Genomic DNA, 23,387 nt, shown 5'->3' with positions numbered 1-23,387 from the left:
GTATTACTTTGCAACATTTACGGCTCTAGTTTCTCTAATTACAGTAACCTTTACCTGACCTGGATAGGTCATGTCATTTTGAATTTTTTGAGAAATACTAAATGATAATTCCGCTGCCTTTGTATCGTTTACTTTTCCACTTTCTACCATTACACGTAATTCACGTCCTGCTTGAATTGCATAGGCCTTTTGAACACCTGTAAAACCAAAAGCTATTTCTTCTAAATCTTTTAATCGTTGTATATATGAATCTAATACTTGACGTCTTGCTCCTGGTCTTGCTCCTGAAATTGCATCACAAACTTGAACAATTGGAGAAATCATACTCTTCATTTCTATTTCATCATGGTGAGCTCCAATAGCATTACATACTTCTGGTTTTTCACCATATTTTTCTGCCCATTGCATTCCTAAAAGTGCATGAGGAAGTTCGCTCTCTGTATCTGGCACTTTACCAATATCATGTAATAAACCTGCTCGTTTTGCCATCTTAGCATTTAAGCCCATTTCTGCAGCCATTATTCCACATAAGTTAGCAACTTCACGCGAGTGTTGTAATAAATTTTGACCATAAGAAGAACGATACTTCATTCTCCCTACTGTTTTTATTAATTCTGGGTGTAATCCATGAATTCCTAAATCAATAACAGTTCTTTTACCAACTTCAATAATTTCTTGGGTAATTTGTTTTTCTGTTTTTAGAACCACCTCTTCAATTCTTGCTGGGTGAATTCTTCCATCAGTAACTAATTTATGCATTGCTAAACGTGCAATTTCTCTACGGACAGGATCAAAACAAGAAAGAATAATTGCTTCTGGAGTATCGTCTACAATAATCTCTACACCTGTTGCAGCTTCTAAAGCTCTAATATTTCTTCCTTCTCTACCAATAATTCTACCTTTTACATCATCAGATTCTAAGTTAAAAACAGAAACACAGTTTTCTACTGCTTGCTCTACTCCAACTCTTTGAATTGTACCTAAAACTACTTTTCTTGCTTCTTGTTCTGCAGAAAGTTTTGCCTCTTCAATAGAAGTTTGAATAAATGCCATTGCTTCTGATTTAGCCTCATCTTTTAAAGAAGTAACTAATTCTTTTTTAGCTTCATCTGCAGATAAACCAGAAATTTGCTCTAACATATCTACATGACGCTTGTGCATTACATCTAAGTCACCTTCTTTTTTCTCTAAAAAGTCTAATTTAAAAATGTAATCTTTTTCTTTTTGCTCAACAGATTTATTAAGTTTTTTATTTTTATCAACTTCAGATGCAACTTGAGACTCTCTATCTCTAATTCTTTTTTCTACATCAGAAATCTTTTTTTCTCTTCCTAAAATTACTTTTTCGTGCTCAGATTTTAATTCAATAAATTTTTCTTTAGCTTGTAGTATTTTCTCTTTTTTAATAGAATCGGCATCAATCTTTGCTTCTTTTATAATAGTAGCGGCTTCCTTTCTAGTAACGTTAAGAAGTTTCTTTCCTTTTGCTTTTTCCATAGCTTTTGCAACAATAAAACCAATTGCAATACCTATTAAAACTCCCATAATAATGGGAAGTATCATTCCATCCATAGTTTAAATTTAGTATATAAAAAAAGCCTACATTAGCTTGGTTTTTTAAACTCCATTATGGGTACTTATAGGACTAACTAATTGATCAAGGATCCTATTTGGTACTAAAAAAATTCAGTAGCTAAGGCATGCTTTTACAATTAAGACTCATCCTTCATAATTGAATCGTGTTGAGTTTAATAAACAATTTACTAACGTAGGCAGTGTGTTGTTAATGTATTTTAAAGAACTTATTCTAAATGAGAGTTCACCAATTTAGTTAACTCTTTTATTTTTTCTATTGCTTCTGTACTAGTAGAATCTTTTTCAATTGATGCTATTTCCATTTTTGATGCAAACTGTAATGCACACATAGCTAAAACATCTTGTTTATCACTAACTGCATAATTTTGCTCATACATAGAAATTAATTTATTTATAGCGTTTGCTGCTTTACGCATACCTTCTTCTTCTTGTGTATTATTTACACTTAAAGGATACGTTCTACCTGCTATAACAACATTAATTTTTAATTTTCCCACAATTTAAAGAACTTTATTCTTGTAATTCCATTATACATTTATCAATTTCTCTAATTAACGTATTAATTTTGAGCTTTGTATCTTTTTTATTTGCACTACTGCCTTCAATAGTTTTTGCAATTTTAAGCAAATCATATTCTTTTTTTTGACTTACCAGTAATTGTTCTTTTTCTAAAAGTTTATTTTGTAATATGGTTGTACTTTGAAGCAATATTTCATTTTCATTTTTTAAAAACTCATAGTTAGAAAGTAAGTTTTGTAACTTATCTTCCAGTAAATGAATTGCTTCTATTGTATTACTCATTTATCTATTAGAATAAAACTATATGTACAAAGTTAACGTTCTGTTTTAAATTTTACAACATTTAATTGCTTTTTTAATAATATCCTGAATTATAAACCATTATACAAAAATGATTTTTAGTATTTTTACAGAAAATAATTGCAATTTGAAAAGATACCTGTTGTTGATGTTACTTTTTGTAACATTTATAAATTTTTCACAAAAAAAGTACCCAAAAAAATATTTTAGAAATCCTTTAAATATACCCATTGTTTTAGCCGGCACTTTTGGCGAATTAAGAAACAACCACTTTCATTCTGGTGTAGATATTAAAACCCAAAACAAAGAAGGTTTAAATGTGTATGCTGCTGCAGATGGTTATATTTCTAGAATTAAAGTTTCTCAGTATGGTTTTGGTAAAGCGATTTACATTACGCACCCAAATGGTTTTACAACTGTATATGCGCATTTAAGTAAATATGCTGATAAAATTGAAAAATATGTAAAAACGATTCAATATAAAAAAGAGAAGTACGAAACAGGAAATATTTATTTAAAAAATGATAAATTTCCTCTAAAAAAAGGAGAAATTATTGCTTTTTCTGGTGATACTGGAGGTTCTGGAGCACCACATTTACATTATGAATTTAGAAATACAAAAACAGAAAAAATTATTAATCCTTTGTATTTTGGATTGCTTCCTGAGGACACAAAATTACCAACTTTTAAATCATTAATAGCCTACCCTTTAAATACTGATTCTAGAATAAATCAACAAAAAAACAGAACGTCTATCCCATTTAAAAATAGTGGAAATGGAAACTATGTAGCAGACAAAATTTCTGCAAGTGGAGTTGTTGGTTTTGGGGTACATGTCTTTGATAAACTTGATAAAGCAACTAATAAAAATGGAATTTTTAGTTTAGAAATGTTAGTAAATGGTAAGCGTTTTTATTATCATGATGCAGAAACTTTTTCATTTTCTAAAAGTAAATTTATTAATTTACATATTGATTATGAGTATTATAAAAAATATAAAAGTAGAATTCAAAAGACTTATAAAGTAACAAAAAATAAGCTTTCTATTTATGAAAACCTTGTTAATAACGGAAAGTTAACTATTAAAAATGGTTTAAATTATTCTGTAAAAATTATTGCAAAAGATTTTAAAGGAAATACAAGCACTATTAAAATACCTATTGTAGGTAAAGAAAGTAATGCGTTATTTTCTCAAACAAAGGATACTACAGCTTATAAAATAATTGCTAAAAACTTTAATAAATTTCAAAAAGAAAATGTAACAATTGCTTTTCCTAAAAACACCTTTTATAACGATGTGTTTTTAGATTTTAAAGTAGAAAATGGAATTGCAGAAATTCACAAACCAACGATTCCTTTAGATAAAAACTTTACACTAACTTTTAATGTTTCTAAATATTCTGAAGCAGAAAAGCAACAATTATATATTGCCAATGTAGCGTATCCCAAATATCCATATTATAAAAATACAAGGAAAAAAGACAGTACTTTTTATACAACTACAAAGACGTTGGGTAAATACGCTTTAGTTTCCGATAAAGAAAAACCTAAAATTAAATTACTATATATAAAAGACAATCAATGGATTTCAAAATTCAAAACTTTAAAAGTTGAGATTTCTGATATTGGCTCTGGAATAAAAAATTATAGCGCAACAATTGATGGAAAATGGATTTTAATGGAATACAATCATAAAAAAAGAGTACTTACTTATAAATTTAGTGATAAAAAATTGGTGGGTAGCAAACATATCTTTAAAATTGTAGTCTCGGACAATGTTGGAAATACCAAAGAGCTTTCTACTTCGTTCTATAAAAAACAAGCAAACTAACCTTACGTGAAAAATATAGTATTCTTTTTGTTTCTAATCCCAAGTCTTCTTGTTGCTCAAAAAACGACAATATTAAAAGGAACAGTAAAAAACAATAAAAAAGAGCCAATAATAAATGTATCTATTAAATATAATAATAAAGGTATAGCTACAGATAAAAACGGTAATTATCAAATTAGAATTCCTGTTAACGAAGAAATTACCTTAACATTTAGTCATGTTTCTTACAGGTCTTTTATAAAAAAAATTACCGCTAAAAGTAGAAATGCAATTAGATATTCTCCTATTTTATATTTAAATACAGAAAAACTAGATGAAATTATTATCAAAGACAATAACAAACAAGCAGAAGGAATTATAAAAATTGATTCAAAAAAAGTTAATAATTTAATTGGTGCAAATGCAGGAGTAGAAAATGTTTTAATGACATTGCCCGGTGTAAGTAATAATAATGAGTTAAGTACGCAGTACAATGTACGTGGTGGTAATTTTGATGAAAACCTTGTTTATGTAAACGGTATTGAAATCTATAGACCTTTTTTAATTAGATCTGGGCAACAAGAAGGTTTGAGTTTTATCAATCCTAGTATGGTTCAAAATATTAATTTTTCTGCAGGTGGATTTCAAGCAAAATATGGTGATAAACTTTCTTCTGTTTTAGATATTACGTATAGAAAACCTAAGGAATTAGGTGTTGCCGTAGATTTTAGTTTACTAGGAGGAAGTGCAACTTTTGAAAATCAATTTTTAGATAAAAAATTAAGTGCAATTACAGGAATAAGATATAGAGATAACAGTCTTTTTGTGAACAGCAAACAGATAGAAACTAATTTTAAACCAAAATTTACAGATGTTCAAACCTTTATATCTTATGAAGCATCAGACTTTCTAACTTTTAATTTTTTAGGAAATTTCTCATTAAACAACTACAACTACACTCCTATTTCTAGAAGAACTCGTTTTGGAACTATTGCAGCTCCTTTAGAATTAAATGTTTTTTATAACGGACAAGAAGAAGATAATTATTTAACGTTATTTGGAGCATTATCTACTAACTATAAAGCAAATGAATATTTAACTTTTACAGGAACTGTTTCTAGATATAATACACAAGAAGAAGAACATTTTGATATTGCTGCTTCCTATAATTTAGGTGAAGTTGATACGAATGTTGGTTCAGAAAGTTTTGGTGATGTTGAGTTTTCACAAGGAATTGGGTCTCAATTAAATCATGCAAGAAATGATTTAGATGCTTTAATAACAAACGTGCAACTAAAAGGAGCACATAAAAAAGATAGAAAACAATGGGATTTTGGTGTAAAATATCAAAAAGAAGATATAAGAGATAGAATAAGAGAATGGGAAGTTATAGATTCTCTTGGCTTTTCTATTAGACCTCCAAATCATGTTGGAAATAACCAACCTTATACACCTTTTGAAGGCGCAATTACTCCGTATCAAAATATAAGAGCAGATAATAATGTTGAAATAAATCGTCTTTCAGGATTTGTTCAATATTCTGAACGTCTTTTTTGGAATGACAATGAAATTTGGTATAACTTTGGAGTAAGAGCTCATAATTGGACAGTAAAATCTGAAGGAGAAACCTCTAAAAGTCAATTAACAATAAGTCCAAGAGCACAATTTGCAATCAAACCAAATTGGCAAAAAGACATGTTATTTAGAGTTTCTGGCGGTTGGTATTCTCAACCTCCATCTTATAGAGAATTAAAAGATTATGATGGAAATATTAATATAGATGTAAAAGCGCAACAATCTATTCACCTTGTTGCAGGAATGGATTATAGTTTTGATATGTGGGGAAGACCCTTTAAATTGACTACAGAACTTTATCACAAAGATTTATCTAATGTAAATGCTTATACAATAGATAATGTTAGAATTAGATACAGAGCAGATAATTTAACTACTGCTTATGCTAATGGAGTTGATGTTCGTTTAAATGGAGAGTTTGTTCCTGGTAGTGAAAGTTGGGTAAGTTTAGGGTATTTAAAAACTGAAGAAAACATAGATAACAGAGGTACTATTTCTAGACCTTCTGATCAACGCATTAAATTTGGAATTCTTTTTCAAGATTATGTTCCTAATTTACCAAATTTAAAAGCCTATTTAAATCTAGTTTATAATTCTGGTGTTCCTGGAGGTTCTCCTTCTTATGCAGATGTATATCAATTTCAAGGAAGGTTAAGAGATTACAAGCGTGCAGACTTAGGTATATCTTATGTTTTTACGGATGCGAATAGACAATATAAAACTGGTTTTTTATCAAAATTTAAAGAATTAACTGCTGGTTTAGAGTTGTTTAACATGTTTGATATCCAAAATTCAATTACCAATACTTGGGTAAGAGATGTGTATTCTAAAACGCAATTTGGAATACCTAATTACATGACAGGTAGAGTTTTAAACATTAAAGTTGGCATAAAGTTTTAGAAACTATATACTGGTTAAAAGGGTGTTTTCTCCTATTTGTTTTCTGCTCAAAAAAAAATAAATTCGCTAAACACTGATTACAAGTCACTTGTCCTGAACTTGATTTAGTATTAAAACGATACATAATCGTATTAAGTTGTGTTTAATTAAAAAATATCTTTTGTAACACATATCTCGATTTTGTATCTAATTAAAAAACAGAATTATGACAAACCCACTTTCGTCAAACTTTTCAGACACCGCTAGCATTGAGTTGGTTCAAAAATCCTTAGCAGGAGATAAAAAGGCTCTCAACCAGCTGATTAAAATACATGAACCATTTATCTATAATGTTGCTTGGAAATACACCAACAATCCTGAAGAGGCCAAAGACTTAACACAAGAAGTGTTAATTAAGGTAGTTACCAAGCTTTCTACTTTCAAAGGAAAGAGTGCTTTTAAAACTTGGGTGTATCGAATTGTAGTTAATCAATTTTTACAAACCAAAAGAAAGCCCATGGAAGATCGATGGGAAAGTTTTGATGCTTTTTCCAGTGAACTAAACTCCATCCCAAGTCCAGAAGTATCCGCTGAAGAAGAAATAGAACACGAATTAAGGACAAAAACAGCGCGTACCAGGTGTATGTCTGGAATGTTAATGTGTTTAACTCGCGAACAACGATTAATATACATTCTTGGTGATGTTTTTAATATAGATCACAACATAGGTGCCGAGGTATTTGGGCTTTCAAAACAAAACTATCGTGTAAAGTTATCGCGCACCAGAAAAGAGTTTCATGCATTTATGAACCAGCAATGTGGGTTGGTAAATACAGAAAACCCGTGTAGGTGTTCTAAGAAAGCAAAAGCAATGGAGGCTGCAGGTAAAATGAAGATAAATGAAAAAATTTTTGACCCTAAATACAGTTCCACTATTGCCATTTATTCAGAAGGTATTGCAGATGAAGTAGCCGATATTGTAGATAAAAAATACATCGATTTTTTTCAAAAACATCCTACCAAAGAAGATTTTGATACCGATACTGTCATAAATGAAATTGTAAACGATAAGGACTTACACAAGTACTTCGAATAAATAAATTACAAAAATCAGCACACGAAAAGGCTTTTTATACAGTATGAAAGGCCTTTTTTCTTTTTATTCTATGAGTTGTAGTGAGTTTTGTAACACATGACACCTTTTTGTATCTAACCTTAAAAAGAACATGAGTTCACTTACAAAAACAACTAAAATTATGATAGCAACAGTTTTAATTATTGCAATACCACTAATTATTTTAAGCATAATTGGTCAAAAAAAAATACACGTTAAAAGAGAGTTAATTATTAATAAAAATAGCGATGAAATATGGGAGGTTGTGGGCAAAAAATTCGGTGATGTTCATCTATGGTCAAGTAATTTTAAAGATTCAAAACCAGGAGGCGATAAGCAATTTGAGGGAATTGATTATTCCTATAGAGCTACCTTAACAGATAGAGGAGAAACCATTCAACTATTGGATGCTTTTGATGCTAAAAACTACAGTTTGGCATATCATATAACGAAAGGAATGCCGGGAATTGCAAAGAGCGCAAGTGGACTATGGTCACTAAAACCAATAAAAAGTAATCAAACAACTGTCGTTATAGAATTTGAAATGGAAGTCAAAAACCTGCTAGGTTATTTATTATCGCCTCTCGTTAAATTAAAAATTGGAAAAGCTGCAGAAGAAATCGCAGAAGAATTAAAATACTATATGGAAACTGGAAAAGCGCATCCCAGAAATAAGGAACTAAATACGAACAATTAATACGAGATAGTATGAGTAAGCATATTTCATCAGAATTCCCTTTTGAATCAAAATACCTGAATGTAAAAGGAAGTAAAGTTCATTATATAGATGAAGGAGAAGGTGACCCTATCTTGTTTCTTCACGGAAACCCTATGTCAAATTATTTATGGCGGAATATCATTCCTTACCTTACCAAACAAGGTAGATGTATTGCTCCTGATTTAATAGGAATGGGAAAATCCGACAAACCTGATATAAACTATGGTTTTCAAGATTCATATGACTACTTGAATTCGTTTATAGATCAACTTGGGTTAAAGAATGTTACACTTGTACTTCACGATTGGGGTTCAGGCTTAGGATTTCATTATGCAAATACGCATCAGGAAAACATCAAAGCCATTGTCTTTATGGAAGCTATGTATGATGCTCCTACAACTCATGATATGCCAGCATCAATTCGTGTGGCTTTGAAAATGATGAGAACACCTGTTTTAGGGTGGTTTATGGTACAAGTATCGAATATCTTTATTCATAAAATGATACCAGACATGATTTTAAGAACAATGACGAAACCTGAAATGGATTATTACGCGAGTCCTTATTCCACTGTAAAAAGCAGAAAACCCTTATTAAAATGGCCATTAGATGTTCCATTTAATAATGGTCACCCAAAAGAAGTAGCTAATACAGTTGCATCTTGGCATAAGTGGTTAATGAGTTCTGAAATTCCTAAACTATTCTTTTATGTTTCTCCAGGCGTAGCCATTAAAAAGAAAGATGTTAAAATAATTAAGGAAGGGATGAAGAACTTAACATCAATTCACCTTGGAGAAGGGCTACATTTTATACAAGAAGATTATCCCTATGAAATTGGAAGCGAAATTTCTAAATGGTATAACCAAATAAAATAATTTTTAGGGTGTAAGAAAAACTAAATATAGCATATAAAAAATACATAGTTAAGAAAGTAGTAAATTCAATGGCTAAATCCCCTTCAACTTCATCTTATGTTGAAAAGGTTATACTTCCCTAACAGACTACTATTTAAATAGTAACCTTCAGAAAATTTCAAATATATTCCACAAAAAAACCGAGCAAAAGCTCGGTTTTTTATTTTTTAAATATGTAAAATATTATCTTCTACTATAATTAGGTGCTTCTTTAGTAATTGCAACATCGTGTGGGTGACTTTCGTTAATTCCACTTGCAGTAATTCTAATAAACTGCCCAGTTTCTTTTAAAGTTTCAACATCTTTTGCTCCACAATACCCCATTCCTGCGCGTAAACCACCAATAAATTGATGAATACTTTCATCTAAATCTCCTTTATAAGGAACACGACCTACAATTCCTTCTGGAACTAACTTTTTAATATCCGCTTCAACATCTTGAAAATATCTGTCTTTAGAACCTTCTTTCATAGCTTCCACAGAACCCATTCCTCTATAAGATTTAAATTTTCTACCTTCATAGATAATTGTTTCTCCAGGAGATTCTTTTGTTCCTGCTAATAAAGAACCTAACATAACACAATCTGCTCCAGCAGCAATTGCTTTTGGTATGTCTCCTGTATATCTAATTCCTCCATCTGCAATTACAGGAACTCCACTTCCTTTTATAGCTGCTGCTACTTCTAAAACTGCAGAGAATTGAGGAAAACCAACTCCAGCTACAATTCTTGTTGTACAAATAGAACCAGGTCCAATTCCTACTTTTACTGCATCGGCTCCAGCTTCAACTAAATATTTAGCGGCAGCTCCTGTTGCAATATTACCCACTACCACATCTAAATTTGGAAACTTAGCTTTTACTTGTTTTAAAACAGTAACTACTCCTTTTGTATGCCCATGAGCTGTATCTATAATTACAGCATCTACACCTGCATTTACCAAAGCTTCTGCTCTTTCAACTGCGTCTGAAGTAACACCTAAAGCAGCTGCAACTCTTAATCTACCAAAAGTATCTTTATTTGCAATTGGTTTCTGAGTAACTTTTGTAATATCTCTAAATGTAATTAATCCTTTTAACTTATAATCTTCATCAACAATTAAAAGTTTTTCAATTTTATAATTCTGAAGAATTTTTTCTGCATCATTTAAAGAAGTTCCAACAGCAGCAGTAACTAGATTTTCGCTAGTCATTACTTCTACAATTGGTCTTTGGTTATTATGCTCAAAACGTAAATCTCTATTGGTAACAATACCTTTTAAAATTCCTTTATCATCAACAATAGGAATTCCTCCAATACTATGCTCCTTCATATTTGCTTTCGCATCAAACACTACTGCTGTTAAAGGTAAAGTTACAGGATCTAAAATCATTCCACTTTCTGCACGTTTCACTTTTCTAACTTCTCGAGCTTGTTGCTCAATCGTCATATTTTTATGTAGAACTCCAATACCACCTTCTCTTGCCATAGCAATTGCTAAAGCAGATTCTGTAACAGTATCCATAGCTGCGGAAACTATTGGAACGTTAATAGTAATATTTCTAGTAAATTTTGTTTGAATACTTACTTCTCTTGGAAGTACATCTGAAAAAGCGGGGATTAATAAAACATCATCGTATGTTAATCCTTCACCTATAATTTTGTTGTTGTGTGCTGTCATGTTGCAATTAAAGTATAATTGCATGCAAATTTACAATTTATATATGAATTTATTGTGTTTTATTTATAGTCATTGTGAATCAATAAAAAAAGATTTATTAAATAATTTTAAATGTTAAAATTTATTTATAACAATTTAATAATTAGTTACTTATGATTTTATTTTTATTTATTCTAAATAAGCTTTGAATTTATACAAAAGAGGTTGTATTTTTGCACTCGAAAATAAATCTATTTATAATTATTCTAAATAAATGAACAAGCAAATTCTAGCAGTAACTGCTTTATTCACCAGCTTATTAAGCGCACAACAGACAGATAAACAACAAGGAGCTCTAGACTCTATTCAAAAATTAGATGAAATTATTATTTCAACAAATGTGATTTTTGGAAATAAATATGTAGCCAAACACAGAACAGGTTCCGCGTACTATCTTTCTCCAAAAGAATTACAGAAATTTAGTTTTACAGATGTAAATCGTATTTTAGGTACTGTTCCTGGAGTTAGTATTTATGAAGAAGATGGTTTTGGACTGCGACCAAATATCAGCTTAAGAGGAACCTCTCCTGAAAGAAGTTCTAAAATTACATTAATGGAAGACGGCATATTAATTGCACCTGCGCCCTACTCTGCTTCAGCAGCGTATTACTTTCCTACCATTGCAAGAATGGAAGCTATAGAGGTTTTAAAAGGAAGTAGCCAAGTACAATATGGCCCCTCTACAACTGGTGGTGCTATTAATATGATATCAGCACAAATACCATCGGAGTTTGGTGGAAAGGTACGTGCAAGTTATGGTAGTTTTAATTCGAATCAGTTACATGCTAAAATTGGTGGCGAAAACAGCACATTTGGCTATGTATTAGAGTACTTAAACTATGGTTCTGACGGATTCAAAACACTACCTAGTGGAAAAAATACCGGCTTTAATAAAAATGACGTTGTTGCAAAATTCAAAGTGAATTTATTCCCTTCAGCTGCGATACAACAATCTTTGACTTTTAAATTTCAATATTCAGACGAAGTGGGTAATGAAACCTATTTAGGGCTGTCTGAAGCAGATTTTAACAGCAATCCATTTGATCGATATGCTGCTTCGAATAATGATAAAATGACTACAGATCACACACAGTACGTGCTAAGTCACTCGTTAGAATTCACAAAAAACTTGCACATTACTACCACGGCTTATCAGAATAATTTTTCTAGAAATTGGTACAAATTAAATGATGTTACTTTTGATGGAAACAAGAAATCTATTGCAGCTATCTTAAGCGATCCAACTACCCTAGCAGATCATTTCTCTATCGTAAATGGATCCGTAAATTCGGATGCAGATGCTTTGGGTATAAAGGCTAACAATAGAAAGTATTATGCGCAAGGGATTCAAACAAAATTAGACTATCACTGGTATAAAGGCGATGCTTTTCATGATTTAGAAATTGGTTTTCGCGCACATTATGACGAGGAAGATCGCTTTCAATGGGTAGATAAGTACCGTATCTCAAACAATAGTACCCTTGACTTAACCACAGCAGGAGTTCCCGGAACAGATGCAAATAGAATTGCAAGTGCTACCGCCTTTGCATCTTACCTGACCTATAAATTAAAATACAATAACTGGACGTTTACACCGGGAGTTAGATATGAGAACATCACCTTAAAGAGAGAAGATTTTGGGAAGAATGATGTAAAAAGAGGAGGTATTAATTTAGCGACAAGAGAGAATTCAGTGGCTATTTTTATTCCTGGAATGGGCACAAACTACAAATTTAATAATGATTTCTCTTTATTTGGTGGAATACACAAAGGATTCTCTCCTCCTGGAAATCAAAACGGGCAAGAACCGGAAGAAAGTATCAATTATGAGTTTGGTACTCGTTTTAATCTCGGAAAATTAAAAGGAGAAGTTGTTGGTTTTTTTAATGACTATTCAAACCTTTTGGGAAGTGATTTAGCAGCAACTGGAGGAACAGGCTCTTTAGAGTTGTTTAATGCAGGTGAGGTTAATGTAAACGGAATTGAAGTGTTATTAAATTACAATATCGCTTCAGAAAATTCAAAACTATCTATCCCTCTTTCTTTTGGATACACTTTTACCAACTCAGCATTTCAAAATAGTTTTGGAAGTGATGATGGCTTGTGGGGTACTGTCTCTAAAGGTGACCAAATGCCATACCTTCCAAGACACCAACTAAATACTACGATTTCACTTGAGCACAATGACTTTGAAATAAATTTATCCGGAAGATATAATGGTGAATTTAGAACGCTGGCAGGAACTGGAACGATTGCCAAAACTGAAAAAGTAGCTTCTAACTTCATCGCAGATTTCTCTGCTAAATATTTTGTAAATAAAAAGCTGAATATAACAGCGAATATCATCAATCTATTAGACAATACCTACGCCGTTTCAAGGGTTCCTGCTGGTTTAAGACCAGGACATCCATTTGGAATTTATGGAGGATTAGAATTTAAATTCTAGTAAATTCTTCTTATAATTATAAAGAGCACTTAAATAAGTGCTCTTTTTTTATTTCGTTTTTAAATAAGCAATTACTGCTTTTCTAATATCAAAAGCTAACTCGGTTTCTCTTGGGGTATAGATTTTAAAAACTCCATCACTTTTATCAGATAAAAAAGGAATATCAAAACCTTTTAAAAGATAATCTGAAAAAGCAACTGTATACACTTTATCAAGATTAATATCTTGATTATTAATTTTCCAAACTCCGTTATCTAAAGAAATATTATGTCTTTGCAAGTATGCTCCTGTTCCTGCTGCTTTTAATCCAAAATCTAAAACTCTTTTTAATAAACTTCCTTTTAATTCTGTCTTTAAAATTGCACCTCCATAAGGCAAAACTCTAAAAATATCTACAGCATTAATAGCACCTTCCAATTGATCATCAATTCTAATAGAACCACCATTTACCAAAGCACAATCTACTTTATCATCAAAAGCAAAAGACATTGATGCTGTTATAAGTTTTCCCATATTTGTTTGTATACTTCTAATTGGAGTATCTCTTGCGTCTAAAGGAATCTTTGCTGTGTAAATTATTTCATCTGGATTTGGAATAATATTTTTTATCTGAGTTTTTAAGATTGTTTGCCATTTATCAACAATTGCTCCTACTTTTTCATCAGACTTTATATTTTCATTTATTACTTTCAATTCTGATGCTACAATTGCTTTTTTTGTTTTTGTATCAAATGAAATTCTATGAATATAAACGGTCTTTGCATTTGCATCTGCTTTTGCTACAAAAGAGTTACCAACAGGAATTAGCATGTTTGTATGTTCATGTCCTCCCATAATTAAAGGTACATTTGGTAATATTTTTGCAATTTTTATATCGGTAGAAACTTTTACATGTGTTAAACCAATAACAACATCAACCTTCTCTTTTAAAGCATTATAGGATGTTTTTGCTTTAATTAATGTGTTCCCATATTCTACATATTCTTTTGGGTTTGAAGAAATACAAACATTTATAAAACCTACTTTTATTTTTGTCCCATCAGCATCTGTAAACTCTTTAATATATGTTTCTGGAATTGGGAATTGTTTACCATTTTTTTCTTTATAAAAAGGGACTGATTTTTCTTTTGTTTTCAGTTTTGTATTTCCTGCAACCCAATTAAAGTTACTTTCATTTAATCGCTTTTGTAAATCGTTTTTACCTAAATCAAATTCATGATTACCAAACACAGCTAAATCAAAATTCATTGCATTCATTACTTCAATCATTTGTTTACCACGAATTCTTTCTCCATTATATTTGACCGTTCCTAATAAAGACGGATTCAAAAAATCACCAGCAATTACCAACATTGTATTTGGGTTCTCTTTTAATAATTCTTTATGAACCTTTTCTACTCTTGCCATTCCACCAAACTTACCTCCTTGTATTGGGGCAATTTCATACACATCATTTACCTGTAAAAAAGTGAAGTTAATTTTTCCATCATCTTGTTTATCAACTTTTTTTGTAGTTGAACAAGAAATTAGCAATGCTACTAATAATAGATATAAAAGTGATTTAAAATTTTTCATTTTTTTGATTTAAAAAACCTCCAAAGCTTTGTTGTAAGCGCTTTCAAAACTCATCGGCTTTATTCCAGTCTCTACTTTTTGCGCTGTAAAATAGGATACTAATTTTTCGGTTGGCATATTACCAGTTAAGTCGTCTTTTGCCATTGGGCAACCTCCATACCCTTTTATTGCTCCATCAAAACGCAAACAACCTGCTTTATAAGCTGCATCCACTTTTTCGTGCCATTTATCTGGAGTTGTATGCAAATGTGCACCAAATTCTATCTCTGGATACTGTGAAATTAAATTAGAAAATAAATAATCTATTACTTTTGGTGTAGAACTTCCAACGGTATCTGAAAGTGATAATATTTTTACACCCATTTTAGACAATTTTTCTGTCCACTCACCTACTATTTCCACATTCCAAGGATCTCCATAAGGATTTCCAAATCCCATAGATAAATAGGCAACAACTTCTTTGTTCGTTTTATCTGCAATTGTTAAAATTTGATCTAAAGCTTCTATAGATTCTTTTATTGTTTTGTGCGTATTACGCATTTGAAAATTCTCTGAAATAGAAAAAGGATACCCTAAATAATCGATTTCTTCAAATTTAGAAGCATCATTTGCGCCACGAACATTTGCTATAATTGCTAACAATTTACTGTTCGTTCTAGATAAGTCTAGTTTTGCTAAAACATCTGCTGTATCTCGCATTTGCGGAATTGCCTTTGGCGATACAAAACTGCCAAAATCAATGGTATCAAAACCAACTTTTAATAAAGAATTTATGTACAACGCTTTTTTTTCTGTAGAAATAAAATGAGATTTTATTCCTTGCATTGCATCACGGGGGCATTCTATAATTTTGACTTTTTTGTTCATTGTCATCAAAGATAGATAAAGCGTTGGGTTTGTAGAACAATTTTAAGTTTGATTCTAATGTAAAATTTTAAATAATAATTCTTTTAAAATATCTTCATCAGATTGGCTTGCTCCAACACCTTTACTTTTAACATCTGCATCTCGTAAAAAAGCAATTACTTGTGCAACTTTACGCATCGGGTAATTTCTTCCTGCTAAAAAATATTCATCAACAAAATAAGGGTTAACACCTAACGCTTTTACTACAGAGCTTTTAGATTTATCTTTTAAACCATGAAACATTAGTAATTGTGTAAAAAAACTATTCAATAAAGAAATAGTCATTACCAACGGATTATTCTTAGGGTTTTCTGCAAAATAGTTAATAATTCTATTCGATTTTAAAATATTCTTCTCTCCTACTGCTTTTCTTAATTCAAAATTATTAAAATCTTTAGAAATTCCAATATTATCTTCTATATGATGATCATTTATAATAGTTTCCTTTGGTAGAATCAGCATTAATTTGTCTAATTCATTGCTGATTTTACTTAAGTCAGTTCCTAAAAATTCTACTAACATTTGAGCTGCTTTTGGCTCAATTTGATATTTTTTACCGCCTAAAACTCTTCTAATCCAATCAGAAACCTGATTTTCATATAGTTTTTTACTTTCAAAAATTAAACCCGTTTTAGCAATTGCTTTATGCAATTTTTTGCGCTTGTCTAATTTCTTGTATTTATAGTTTAAAACGAGTACAGTTGTTGGTTGTGGGTTTTCTGCATAAGCAACTAACTGCTCTATATTTCTACTTAAATCTTGTGCTTCTTTAACAATAAGAACCTGTCTTTCTGCCATCATTGGATACCGTTTAGCAGAAGAAACAATATCTTCAATTGTAGCATCTCTACCATACATTACTTGTTGATTAAAGCCTTTTTCTGCTTCATCTAAGATGTTTTCTTCAATAAAATCAGATATTTTATCAATGTAATATGCTTCTTCACCCATTAAAAAATAAATAGGTTTTATATTTCCACTTTTAATATCTGAAACAATCGTTCTTATTTCGTTCATTTTCTTACTTTTGATTGATGCTAAAACTCAATCTACCAACATATAATTTCAAACTCAAAAGTAACGAAAATAAGACGCTTATTTTTGATATAATTAGAAAAAAATATATGGTTTTAACTCCAGAAGAATGGGTTCGTCAGCATTTTGTACTCTTTTTAATGGATAAAAAAAAATATCCATCGTCATTAATCGCTATAGAAAAGCAACTTACAGTAAATAATTTAAAAAAAAGAAGTGATATTTTAGTTTTTAATTCTGAAGGAAAACCAGAAATATTAGTAGAATGCAAGGCGCCTAAAGTTAAAATAACGCAAGATACTTTTGATCAAATTGCACGGTATAATTTAGAACTGAAAGCTAATTTTATTATTGTTACCAATGGTTTAGAACATTTTTATTGTAAAATGGATTTTAAAAATGAAACCTATATTTTCTTAAAAGAAGTTCCTAATTATAAATAATAATTGTCATTCCAGTGAAAACAGAAATCATTTTTTGAAGTAGTCTTCTTTTTTAATAGAAATCATAAACTCTAAATCAGTTCTCAATACAAAATTCTTAAAAAAGAACTTGTCTTGAACTGACAATATTTAAAAAACTTCATTTATTATTAAGAAAAAATTATAAGAGAATAATTTATTAAAATGTAAATTCGCACCCTTGAAAACAGCCATTGTCATATTAAATTGGAACGGACAAAAACTCTTAGAACAGTTTTTGCCTTCAATCGTGAATTTCACTTTGCAAGAAGCAGAAATTTATGTTGCTGATAATGCGTCTACAGACACCTCTATAAAGTACGTTAAAGAATTTTTTCCTTCAGTAAAAATTATAGAGAATACAATTAATGGTGGTTATGCAAAAGGTTATAATGATGCTTTACAACAGATAGAAGCAGATATTTTTTGCCTTATAAATTCTGATGTTGAAGTAACAAAAAATTGGTTAAAACCAATTTTAGATACTTTTAAGAATGATGACAAAACGGCTATTATTCAACCAAAAATATTAGATTATAAAGACAAAACCAAATTTGAATATGCTGGTGCTGCTGGTGGTTTTGTAGATTTATTTGGGTATCCTTATTGTAGGGGACGTGTTTTTAATCATTTAGAAAAAGACAACGGACAATTTGATGATATTGCTGAAATTTTCTGGGCTTCTGGCGCTTGTTTTTTTATTAGATCAAAAGTATTTCATCAATTAGCAGGTTTTGATGAAGATTATTTTGCGCATCAAGAAGAAATTGATTTGTGCTGGAGAGTTCAAAATACAGGTTATAAAATAAAATATGTTGGCTTATCAACAGTTTTTCATGTTGGTGGTGCAACTTTACAAGAGACTAATCCTCAAAAAACATTTTTAAATTTTAGAAATAGTTTATTAAATGTGGTGAAAAACGTTCCAAAACAATGGTTTTTATTCGTGATTTTTTCTCGTTTAATTTTAGATGGAATCGCTGGTTTAAAGTTCTTACTAGAGTTTAGACCAATTCATACTTGGGCTATTCTAAAAGCACATTTTAGTTTTTACAAAAACTTTTATAAGTTTCTAAAAAAACGCAGAAATTTACAAAAAAGACAAGATTACAATCTGCACACAAGCATTGTTTGGCAATATTTTGTTTTGGGTAGAAAAAAGTTTAAAGAGTTAAGATAATTAAAGAATATCTAAAGCTCCTTTTCCTTCTCTAATAACTTCCGGCTCATTCGTTGTTAAATCTATAACAGTAGAAGCATGATTATCTCCATATCCTCCATCAATTACAATATCAACTAACTTATTCCATTTTTCAAAAATTAATTCTGGATCTGTTGTATATTCTAAAACATCATCTTCATCATGTATAGAAGTAGATACAATTGGGTTTCCTAAAGTTGCTACTAATTTTCGTGCAATATTATTATCTGGAATTCTAATTCCAACCGTTTTTCTTTTCTTAAAAGCTTTTGGTAAATTATTACTACCGGGTAAAATAAAAGTATAAGGCCCTGGTAATGCTCTTTTTAAGATTTTAAAAGTTGACGAATCTATTTGTTTCACATAATCTGACAAGTGGCTTAAATCATTACAAACAAAAGAAAAATTAGCTTTGTCTAATTTTAACCCTTTAATTTTTGCAATTTTCTCTAAAGCTTTTGTGTTCGTTATATCACATCCTAGGCCATAAACAGTATCTGTGGGATAAATAACTAAACCTCCATTTTGTAAGACTTTTACAACTTTATCAATGGCTGTTTGATTTGGGTTTTCATTGTAAATTTTTATAAATTCTGCCATTTTATACTTTTTTATTTATACAAAAATACAAAAAAAGAAAACCTGATAGCATGATTACTATCAGGTTAAAATTTTTGGGGGAAGTATTTATAAATTATGCCTTTTCTACTAATCGAAATCCTTCTCCATGAATATTTAGAATTTCAACATTTTCATCTTTCTTTAAATACTTACGTAATTTTGCAATATAAACATCCATACTTCTAGAAGTAAAGTAGTTGTCATCTCTCCAAATTTTAGTTAATGCTAATTCTCTTGGCATTAAATCATTTTTATGAATCGCTAACATTCTTAACAATTTACTCTCTTTTGGAGATAGCTTTATTGGTTCTCCATCTTTACCTACAGATAAATGACGTAGTTTAGAATTAAAAAACAAACTTCCTATTGTAAATTCAAATTGCTCAGATTCTGCTGATTTATCTGTATCTTTTCTTTGCAAAATTGCTTTGATTTTATGCAATAGTACTTCAGAATCAAAAGGTTTATTTAGATAATCATCTGCACCAACAGCGTATCCTCTTAATACATCTTCTTTTAACGTTTTTGCTGTTAAGAAAATAATTGGCACTTCTTTGTTTGTTGTTCTGATATCTTGAGCTAAAGAAAAACCATCTTTTCTTGGCATCATTACATCTAAAATACACAAATCATAATCGCTATTTTTAAACATAATTAAACCCTCTATTCCATCTTTAGCATGCGTTACATTATAATCATTTAATGCTAAATAATCTTTAAGAACGGTTCCAAAATTTGGATCGTCCTCTACTAATAAAATTTTTTTACTTCCCATTTTATATTTTTTTAAATTAAAGGTAATTTTACTGTAAATATGCTTCCTTTTCCTTTTTCACTTTCAACAAAAACTGTTCCATGATGTTTTTCAACAATTTCTTTTACATAAGCCAATCCTAAACCATGACCTTTTACATCATGAATGTTTCCTTTTTGTTCTCTATAAAATTTATCGAAAACATTTTTTTGAACAGCCTTACTCATTCCTATTCCTTCATCTTTTATTTTTAAAATGAAGAATTTACCAACACTTTCTGTATACACATCTATCTTTGGAGCGCCTTCAGAATATTTTAATGCATTTTCTAACATATTTACTACAACATTGGTAAGGTGAAATTCATTACCTGGTAATTCTGCTACAACTGATTTAAAATGTGTTTCTACACTACCATTTCTATCATCTATTAACAAACTAATATGCGTAATTGCATCTTCTATTATGTCGTGCATATCAATAGTTTCCTTACTAATATCTATTTGATTTTTTTCTAACCTAGAAATTCGTAAAACATTTTCAACTTGAGAATGCATTCTTTTATTCTCATCTCTAATCATTTTCACATAACGCAACACTTTCTCTTTATCATCTATAATTTTAGGATTCTTAATAGAATCTAACGCTAAATTGATGGTAGCAATGGGTGTTTTAAACTCATGTGTCATATTATTGATGAAATCCGTTTTTATTTCTGAAATTTTCTTCTGCCTAGTTAATTGATATAACGAACTAGAAAAAGCGATAATAATTATAAAAATAAAAAATAACGACAGTAATAATATATTAGAAATTTCTGATAAAATATGATCATTTTTAGAAGGAAATGTTATGTATAATATATAATCTACTTCATTCTCTGAATTAAAAAAAAGCGGATAGGGATAACTCTCTTTTTTATTAATTGTATAATAACCAGATTTTAATTTGGTTGCCAAACCATCATTACTATAAACACCGTATTTAAAATTTAAATAAATATTTCTTTTCTCTAATTCTTCTTCTATAATAGTTTTTAACTCACTATTACTAATTCTTTGGTTTATTGGCTTTCTACTTCTTATGTCTCCATAAACATTAGAGAAAAATGTTTTTTCTATATTATAAAATCTTTTGGTTGTAGAAAATCTTGATTCATCATAAACAGAAGGTTCATTATCTACACCTTTGATTAATTTTGTGCTAAAAAAATCTTTTTTTCCAGAAACTCTTTTATAAATGATAGAATCATTATTTAAAAAATCGGTTGGAAGTTTAAAGTTTTCTTCTAAAAAAGTAGCTCCAAAAGTAATTCTCTCTTTTGTTGTTGTATCAATTTCTTGAAAAAGATAATTTCTAATTTGAGCATTATTAGCTAAACCCGTATTTTCAATGAAATTTTCAATCTTTTTTTCAAGAATATATTCTTCATTTTTATTAATTTTTTCTGAAATTCTTCCTAAAGATTTTTGAACATCATTCTTAAATTGCTCCTTTTTACTTTCAACGGCATTATTAATCCAATAGACTTGCACAGCAATAATCCCTATTAAAGAAATGCTCATTAAAACTACAATAAGAACAAACATTTTCTTACCCATAAATCAAAGTTAATACATTAAAAAAACCTATTTAGAATTTTTGATATAAAATATGGAATACAGTTAAATTTTTAAGTCTTTTTTAACATAAACGTTGAACTTTCTTAAACCTATGTTTTATTTTTTGTTAAAATATTATGAATTTTTGCAACTTGATTTTTAGTGTCTTCAAGCTTTATATTGCAAATTATATAGTTAGATTGGAGTAATTTTTTAGCTTCTAACCATTGGTTTTTCATTCGTTGTAATACGGCAGATTCAGAAGTGTTATCTCTAGAAATAACTCTTTGAATTCTTACCTTTAAAGGTACAAAAACAGAGATAATCACATCGCAAAAAGAAGTATTATTACTTTCAAATAGAATTGCATTTTCATATAAAATGTAATCTCTTTTGGTATTTTTTAAAACAAATTTTTGAAAATGTTTTTTTACTTCTGGATGCACAATTGAGTTTAATATTGTTAGTTTTTCTTTATCATTAAAAACAATATTAGCTATAAATTCTCTATTTAGTTGATTATCTTTATAAGCTTCTTCACCAAACTCTTTAATAATTTTAGACTTCATTATTATTGAAGAATTCATTAATTTTTTAGCTTCAATATCAGCAATATAAACGGCAACATTTTTATACTCAGAAAAGAGTTTTGCTACTGTAGTTTTACCACTTCCTATTCCTCCTGTTAAACCAACAATCATTTATTTTTGAATTAAGAAATCTATTATAATAGGAACAACTTTAACACTTTTAATAAAATTAGGTCTGCTTATAACTTTAGGTATTAGGTATCTTAAATTGTTTTTTTCTGCATTTTTATAATCACATTCTACAATAAAAGAGTCTTTATTAATTTTGTTAAAATTAGATAAACCAACTACAAAAATTACTTCTACCGTTTTAGAAAGTGTTTTTAATTCTAAATTTTCAGGTAAATTTACTATTGTAAAAGGAATTTGAAAACTACCTTCTGTAAATTTCTCTACAACTCCAGAAATTGTAATAGATTCTTTTTTAAAATGAATATTTTTCTCGTTTTTTGGCATTAAAATTTCAACTTTTTCTTTAAAATCAGACTTTACGTCATCCAATTTTAAAATAGTTGTTTCAAAAAAATTAATTTTATTAATGATACTTTCTGGGCCAGAAATTATAATACTATCTGGTTTTATATTTATCTTTTTAGATATATCATATCCAACATGATAATTAATATCTAAAATTGGTTTAATTGCAATTTTTTTAGACGCTAATGTACCTAAATCTAAAAACAGTGTATCTTGTACAATTTGCTGCAACTGTATACCAGAAAGCAACTGTTTTTGAATATTAATTAGCTGATTTTTAGTTAAAAAATAATATTTAGTACTACTTTTTCTAATTAAACTGTTTGCTGTTAATACTATTGGTTTTTTCTTAAATTTAGTAGTAATTATTTTAAATCCTGAAGCCTTTATAACAATATCTATTTCCTCTTTTGGTGTTGATTGTAAAAGTTTGTCTTGAGGTATTTTTATATATGAAACCGGATAAGCTATTGTTGTTGTATACTCTTTAGAAAGTGTTATCAACAACCAAATTAGCACAGAAGCTACTAAAAATCCGATAAAATTTTTTGATACTTTTTTAGTTCCTTTCAATTTTTGAATAAATTATATTGCAAT

At 29.5% G+C, this 23,387-nt stretch carries 20 protein-coding genes; 8 read left to right on the top strand and 12 right to left on the bottom strand.

Annotation, left to right across the window (positions count from 1 at the left end; genetic code table 11):
- Positions 1 to 3 precede the first annotated feature (3 nt).
- The 3 genes from rny to BTO04_RS01445 all read right to left on the bottom strand — a co-directional run bounded on the left by rny (position 4) and on the right by BTO04_RS01445 (position 2,397).
- Entirely contained in the window at positions 4 to 1,572 is a 1,569-nt protein-coding gene (gene rny / locus BTO04_RS01455) for a ribonuclease Y (protein WP_087562799.1), read from the bottom strand.
- A gap of 230 nt (positions 1,573 to 1,802) precedes the next feature.
- The gene (locus tag BTO04_RS01450; protein WP_087562798.1) at positions 1,803 to 2,093 is read right to left on the bottom strand and encodes a cell division protein ZapA; all 291 of its coding nucleotides are present in this window, start codon (positions 2,091 to 2,093) and stop codon (positions 1,803 to 1,805) included.
- Positions 2,094 to 2,106: 13 nt separating this feature from the next.
- Complete coding sequence (locus BTO04_RS01445; protein WP_087562797.1) at positions 2,107 to 2,397, bottom strand: hypothetical protein; 291 nt, start codon at positions 2,395 to 2,397, stop codon at positions 2,107 to 2,109.
- 166 nt (positions 2,398 to 2,563) lie between these two features.
- Here BTO04_RS01445 and BTO04_RS01440 point away from each other — a divergent pair, with 166 nt between their 5' ends.
- The 5 genes from BTO04_RS01440 (at position 2,564) to BTO04_RS01420 (ending at position 9,386) form a co-directional block, all read left to right on the top strand.
- Positions 2,564 to 4,246 (top strand): M23 family metallopeptidase, encoded by a 1,683-nt coding sequence (locus BTO04_RS01440; RefSeq protein ID WP_087562796.1) that lies wholly within the window; start codon positions 2,564 to 2,566, stop codon positions 4,244 to 4,246.
- A 6-nt stretch (positions 4,247 to 4,252) separates the two neighbouring features.
- Complete coding sequence (locus BTO04_RS01435) at positions 4,253 to 6,700, top strand: TonB-dependent receptor (RefSeq protein ID WP_087562795.1); 2,448 nt, start codon at positions 4,253 to 4,255, stop codon at positions 6,698 to 6,700.
- Between the two features lie 205 nt (positions 6,701 to 6,905).
- Positions 6,906 to 7,775, top strand: coding sequence for an RNA polymerase sigma factor (locus BTO04_RS01430; RefSeq protein WP_087562794.1), 870 nt, complete (start codon positions 6,906 to 6,908; stop codon positions 7,773 to 7,775).
- A gap of 160 nt (positions 7,776 to 7,935) precedes the next feature.
- Entirely contained in the window at positions 7,936 to 8,490 is a 555-nt protein-coding gene (locus BTO04_RS01425) for an SRPBCC family protein (protein ID WP_157662403.1), read from the top strand.
- Between the two features lie 11 nt (positions 8,491 to 8,501).
- A complete protein-coding gene (locus BTO04_RS01420; protein WP_087562792.1) occupies positions 8,502 to 9,386 on the top strand; it encodes a haloalkane dehalogenase in 885 nt (294 codons plus the stop codon).
- A gap of 222 nt (positions 9,387 to 9,608) precedes the next feature.
- On the opposite strand, the gene guaB is transcribed toward BTO04_RS01420, so the two are convergent.
- Positions 9,609 to 11,084 (bottom strand): IMP dehydrogenase, encoded by a 1,476-nt coding sequence (gene guaB, locus BTO04_RS01415; RefSeq protein ID WP_087562791.1) that lies wholly within the window; start codon positions 11,082 to 11,084, stop codon positions 9,609 to 9,611.
- A gap of 253 nt (positions 11,085 to 11,337) precedes the next feature.
- Between guaB and BTO04_RS01410 the strand changes: the two genes are divergently transcribed.
- Complete coding sequence (locus BTO04_RS01410) at positions 11,338 to 13,569, top strand: TonB-dependent receptor (protein WP_087562790.1); 2,232 nt, start codon at positions 11,338 to 11,340, stop codon at positions 13,567 to 13,569.
- A gap of 48 nt (positions 13,570 to 13,617) precedes the next feature.
- Here the strand turns inward: BTO04_RS01410 and BTO04_RS01405 are convergent, their stop codons facing one another.
- The 3 genes from BTO04_RS01405 to holA are packed head-to-tail and all read right to left on the bottom strand — an operon-like array spanning position 13,618 to position 17,067.
- On the bottom strand, positions 13,618 to 15,144 hold the full coding sequence (locus BTO04_RS01405; protein WP_087562789.1) for a bifunctional UDP-sugar hydrolase/5'-nucleotidase: 1,527 nt from the start codon (positions 15,142 to 15,144) through the stop codon (positions 13,618 to 13,620).
- Between the two features lie 9 nt (positions 15,145 to 15,153).
- Positions 15,154 to 16,011: a hydroxymethylglutaryl-CoA lyase gene (locus BTO04_RS01400; protein WP_087562788.1), complete on the bottom strand. Its 858-nt coding sequence runs from the start codon at positions 16,009 to 16,011 to the stop codon at positions 15,154 to 15,156.
- A gap of 54 nt (positions 16,012 to 16,065) precedes the next feature.
- Entirely contained in the window at positions 16,066 to 17,067 is a 1,002-nt protein-coding gene (gene holA / locus BTO04_RS01395) for a DNA polymerase III subunit delta (protein WP_087562787.1), read from the bottom strand.
- Between the two features lie 17 nt (positions 17,068 to 17,084).
- Between holA and BTO04_RS01390 the strand changes: the two genes are divergently transcribed.
- Positions 17,085 to 17,528: a type I restriction enzyme HsdR N-terminal domain-containing protein gene (locus BTO04_RS01390; protein WP_087562786.1), complete on the top strand. Its 444-nt coding sequence runs from the start codon at positions 17,085 to 17,087 to the stop codon at positions 17,526 to 17,528.
- A gap of 199 nt (positions 17,529 to 17,727) precedes the next feature.
- Positions 17,728 to 18,726 carry a glycosyltransferase family 2 protein gene (locus BTO04_RS01385; protein WP_087562785.1) on the top strand — a complete coding sequence of 333 codons (999 nt, stop codon included), beginning with the start codon at positions 17,728 to 17,730 and terminating at the stop codon, positions 18,724 to 18,726.
- On the opposite strand, the gene BTO04_RS01380 is transcribed toward BTO04_RS01385, so the two are convergent.
- The 5 genes from BTO04_RS01380 to BTO04_RS01360 all read right to left on the bottom strand — a co-directional run bounded on the left by BTO04_RS01380 (position 18,727) and on the right by BTO04_RS01360 (position 23,363).
- On the bottom strand, positions 18,727 to 19,347 hold the full coding sequence (locus BTO04_RS01380; RefSeq protein WP_087562784.1) for an L-threonylcarbamoyladenylate synthase: 621 nt from the start codon (positions 19,345 to 19,347) through the stop codon (positions 18,727 to 18,729). It lies immediately after the preceding gene.
- 94 nt (positions 19,348 to 19,441) lie between these two features.
- Positions 19,442 to 20,143 carry a response regulator transcription factor gene (locus BTO04_RS01375; RefSeq protein ID WP_087562783.1) on the bottom strand — a complete coding sequence of 234 codons (702 nt, stop codon included), beginning with the start codon at positions 20,141 to 20,143 and terminating at the stop codon, positions 19,442 to 19,444.
- An 11-nt stretch (positions 20,144 to 20,154) separates the two neighbouring features.
- Positions 20,155 to 21,723, bottom strand: coding sequence for a sensor histidine kinase KdpD (locus tag BTO04_RS01370; RefSeq protein WP_087562782.1), 1,569 nt, complete (start codon positions 21,721 to 21,723; stop codon positions 20,155 to 20,157).
- Between the two features lie 110 nt (positions 21,724 to 21,833).
- Positions 21,834 to 22,424, bottom strand: coding sequence for a dephospho-CoA kinase (gene coaE / locus BTO04_RS01365; protein ID WP_087562781.1), 591 nt, complete (start codon positions 22,422 to 22,424; stop codon positions 21,834 to 21,836).
- Positions 22,425 to 23,363 carry a CdaR family protein gene (locus BTO04_RS01360; RefSeq protein ID WP_087562780.1) on the bottom strand — a complete coding sequence of 313 codons (939 nt, stop codon included), beginning with the start codon at positions 23,361 to 23,363 and terminating at the stop codon, positions 22,425 to 22,427.
- Between the last annotated feature and the right edge of the window lie 24 nt (positions 23,364 to 23,387).

Source organism: Polaribacter sp. SA4-10 (genome assembly GCF_002163835.1).
Taxonomy (GTDB): Bacteria; Bacteroidota; Bacteroidia; order Flavobacteriales; family Flavobacteriaceae; genus Polaribacter.
Note: the sequence above shows the minus strand (reverse complement) of the source record. Positions and strands in the feature narration are given on the sequence as shown.

Coding starts and splice junctions, on each gene's coding strand:
- rny (WP_087562799.1), bottom strand. CDS start 1,572: ATGGATGGAATGATACTTCCCATTATTATGGGAGTTTTAATAGGTATT.
- BTO04_RS01445 (WP_087562797.1), bottom strand. CDS start 2,397: ATGAGTAATACAATAGAAGCAATTCATTTACTGGAAGATAAGTTACAA.
- BTO04_RS01440 (WP_087562796.1), top strand. CDS start 2,564: ATGTTACTTTTTGTAACATTTATAAATTTTTCACAAAAAAAGTACCCA.
- BTO04_RS01430 (WP_087562794.1), top strand. CDS start 6,906: ATGACAAACCCACTTTCGTCAAACTTTTCAGACACCGCTAGCATTGAG.
- BTO04_RS01425 (WP_157662403.1), top strand. CDS start 7,936: ATGATAGCAACAGTTTTAATTATTGCAATACCACTAATTATTTTAAGC.
- BTO04_RS01420 (WP_087562792.1), top strand. CDS start 8,502: ATGAGTAAGCATATTTCATCAGAATTCCCTTTTGAATCAAAATACCTG.
- guaB (WP_087562791.1), bottom strand. CDS start 11,084: ATGACAGCACACAACAACAAAATTATAGGTGAAGGATTAACATACGAT.
- BTO04_RS01410 (WP_087562790.1), top strand. CDS start 11,338: ATGAACAAGCAAATTCTAGCAGTAACTGCTTTATTCACCAGCTTATTA.
- BTO04_RS01405 (WP_087562789.1), bottom strand. CDS start 15,144: ATGAAAAATTTTAAATCACTTTTATATCTATTATTAGTAGCATTGCTA.
- BTO04_RS01400 (WP_087562788.1), bottom strand. CDS start 16,011: ATGAACAAAAAAGTCAAAATTATAGAATGCCCCCGTGATGCAATGCAA.
- holA (WP_087562787.1), bottom strand. CDS start 17,067: ATGAACGAAATAAGAACGATTGTTTCAGATATTAAAAGTGGAAATATA.
- BTO04_RS01390 (WP_087562786.1), top strand. CDS start 17,085: ATGCTAAAACTCAATCTACCAACATATAATTTCAAACTCAAAAGTAAC.
- BTO04_RS01380 (WP_087562784.1), bottom strand. CDS start 19,347: ATGGCAGAATTTATAAAAATTTACAATGAAAACCCAAATCAAACAGCC.
- BTO04_RS01375 (WP_087562783.1), bottom strand. CDS start 20,143: ATGGGAAGTAAAAAAATTTTATTAGTAGAGGACGATCCAAATTTTGGA.
- BTO04_RS01370 (WP_087562782.1), bottom strand. CDS start 21,723: ATGGGTAAGAAAATGTTTGTTCTTATTGTAGTTTTAATGAGCATTTCT.
- coaE (WP_087562781.1), bottom strand. CDS start 22,424: ATGATTGTTGGTTTAACAGGAGGAATAGGAAGTGGTAAAACTACAGTA.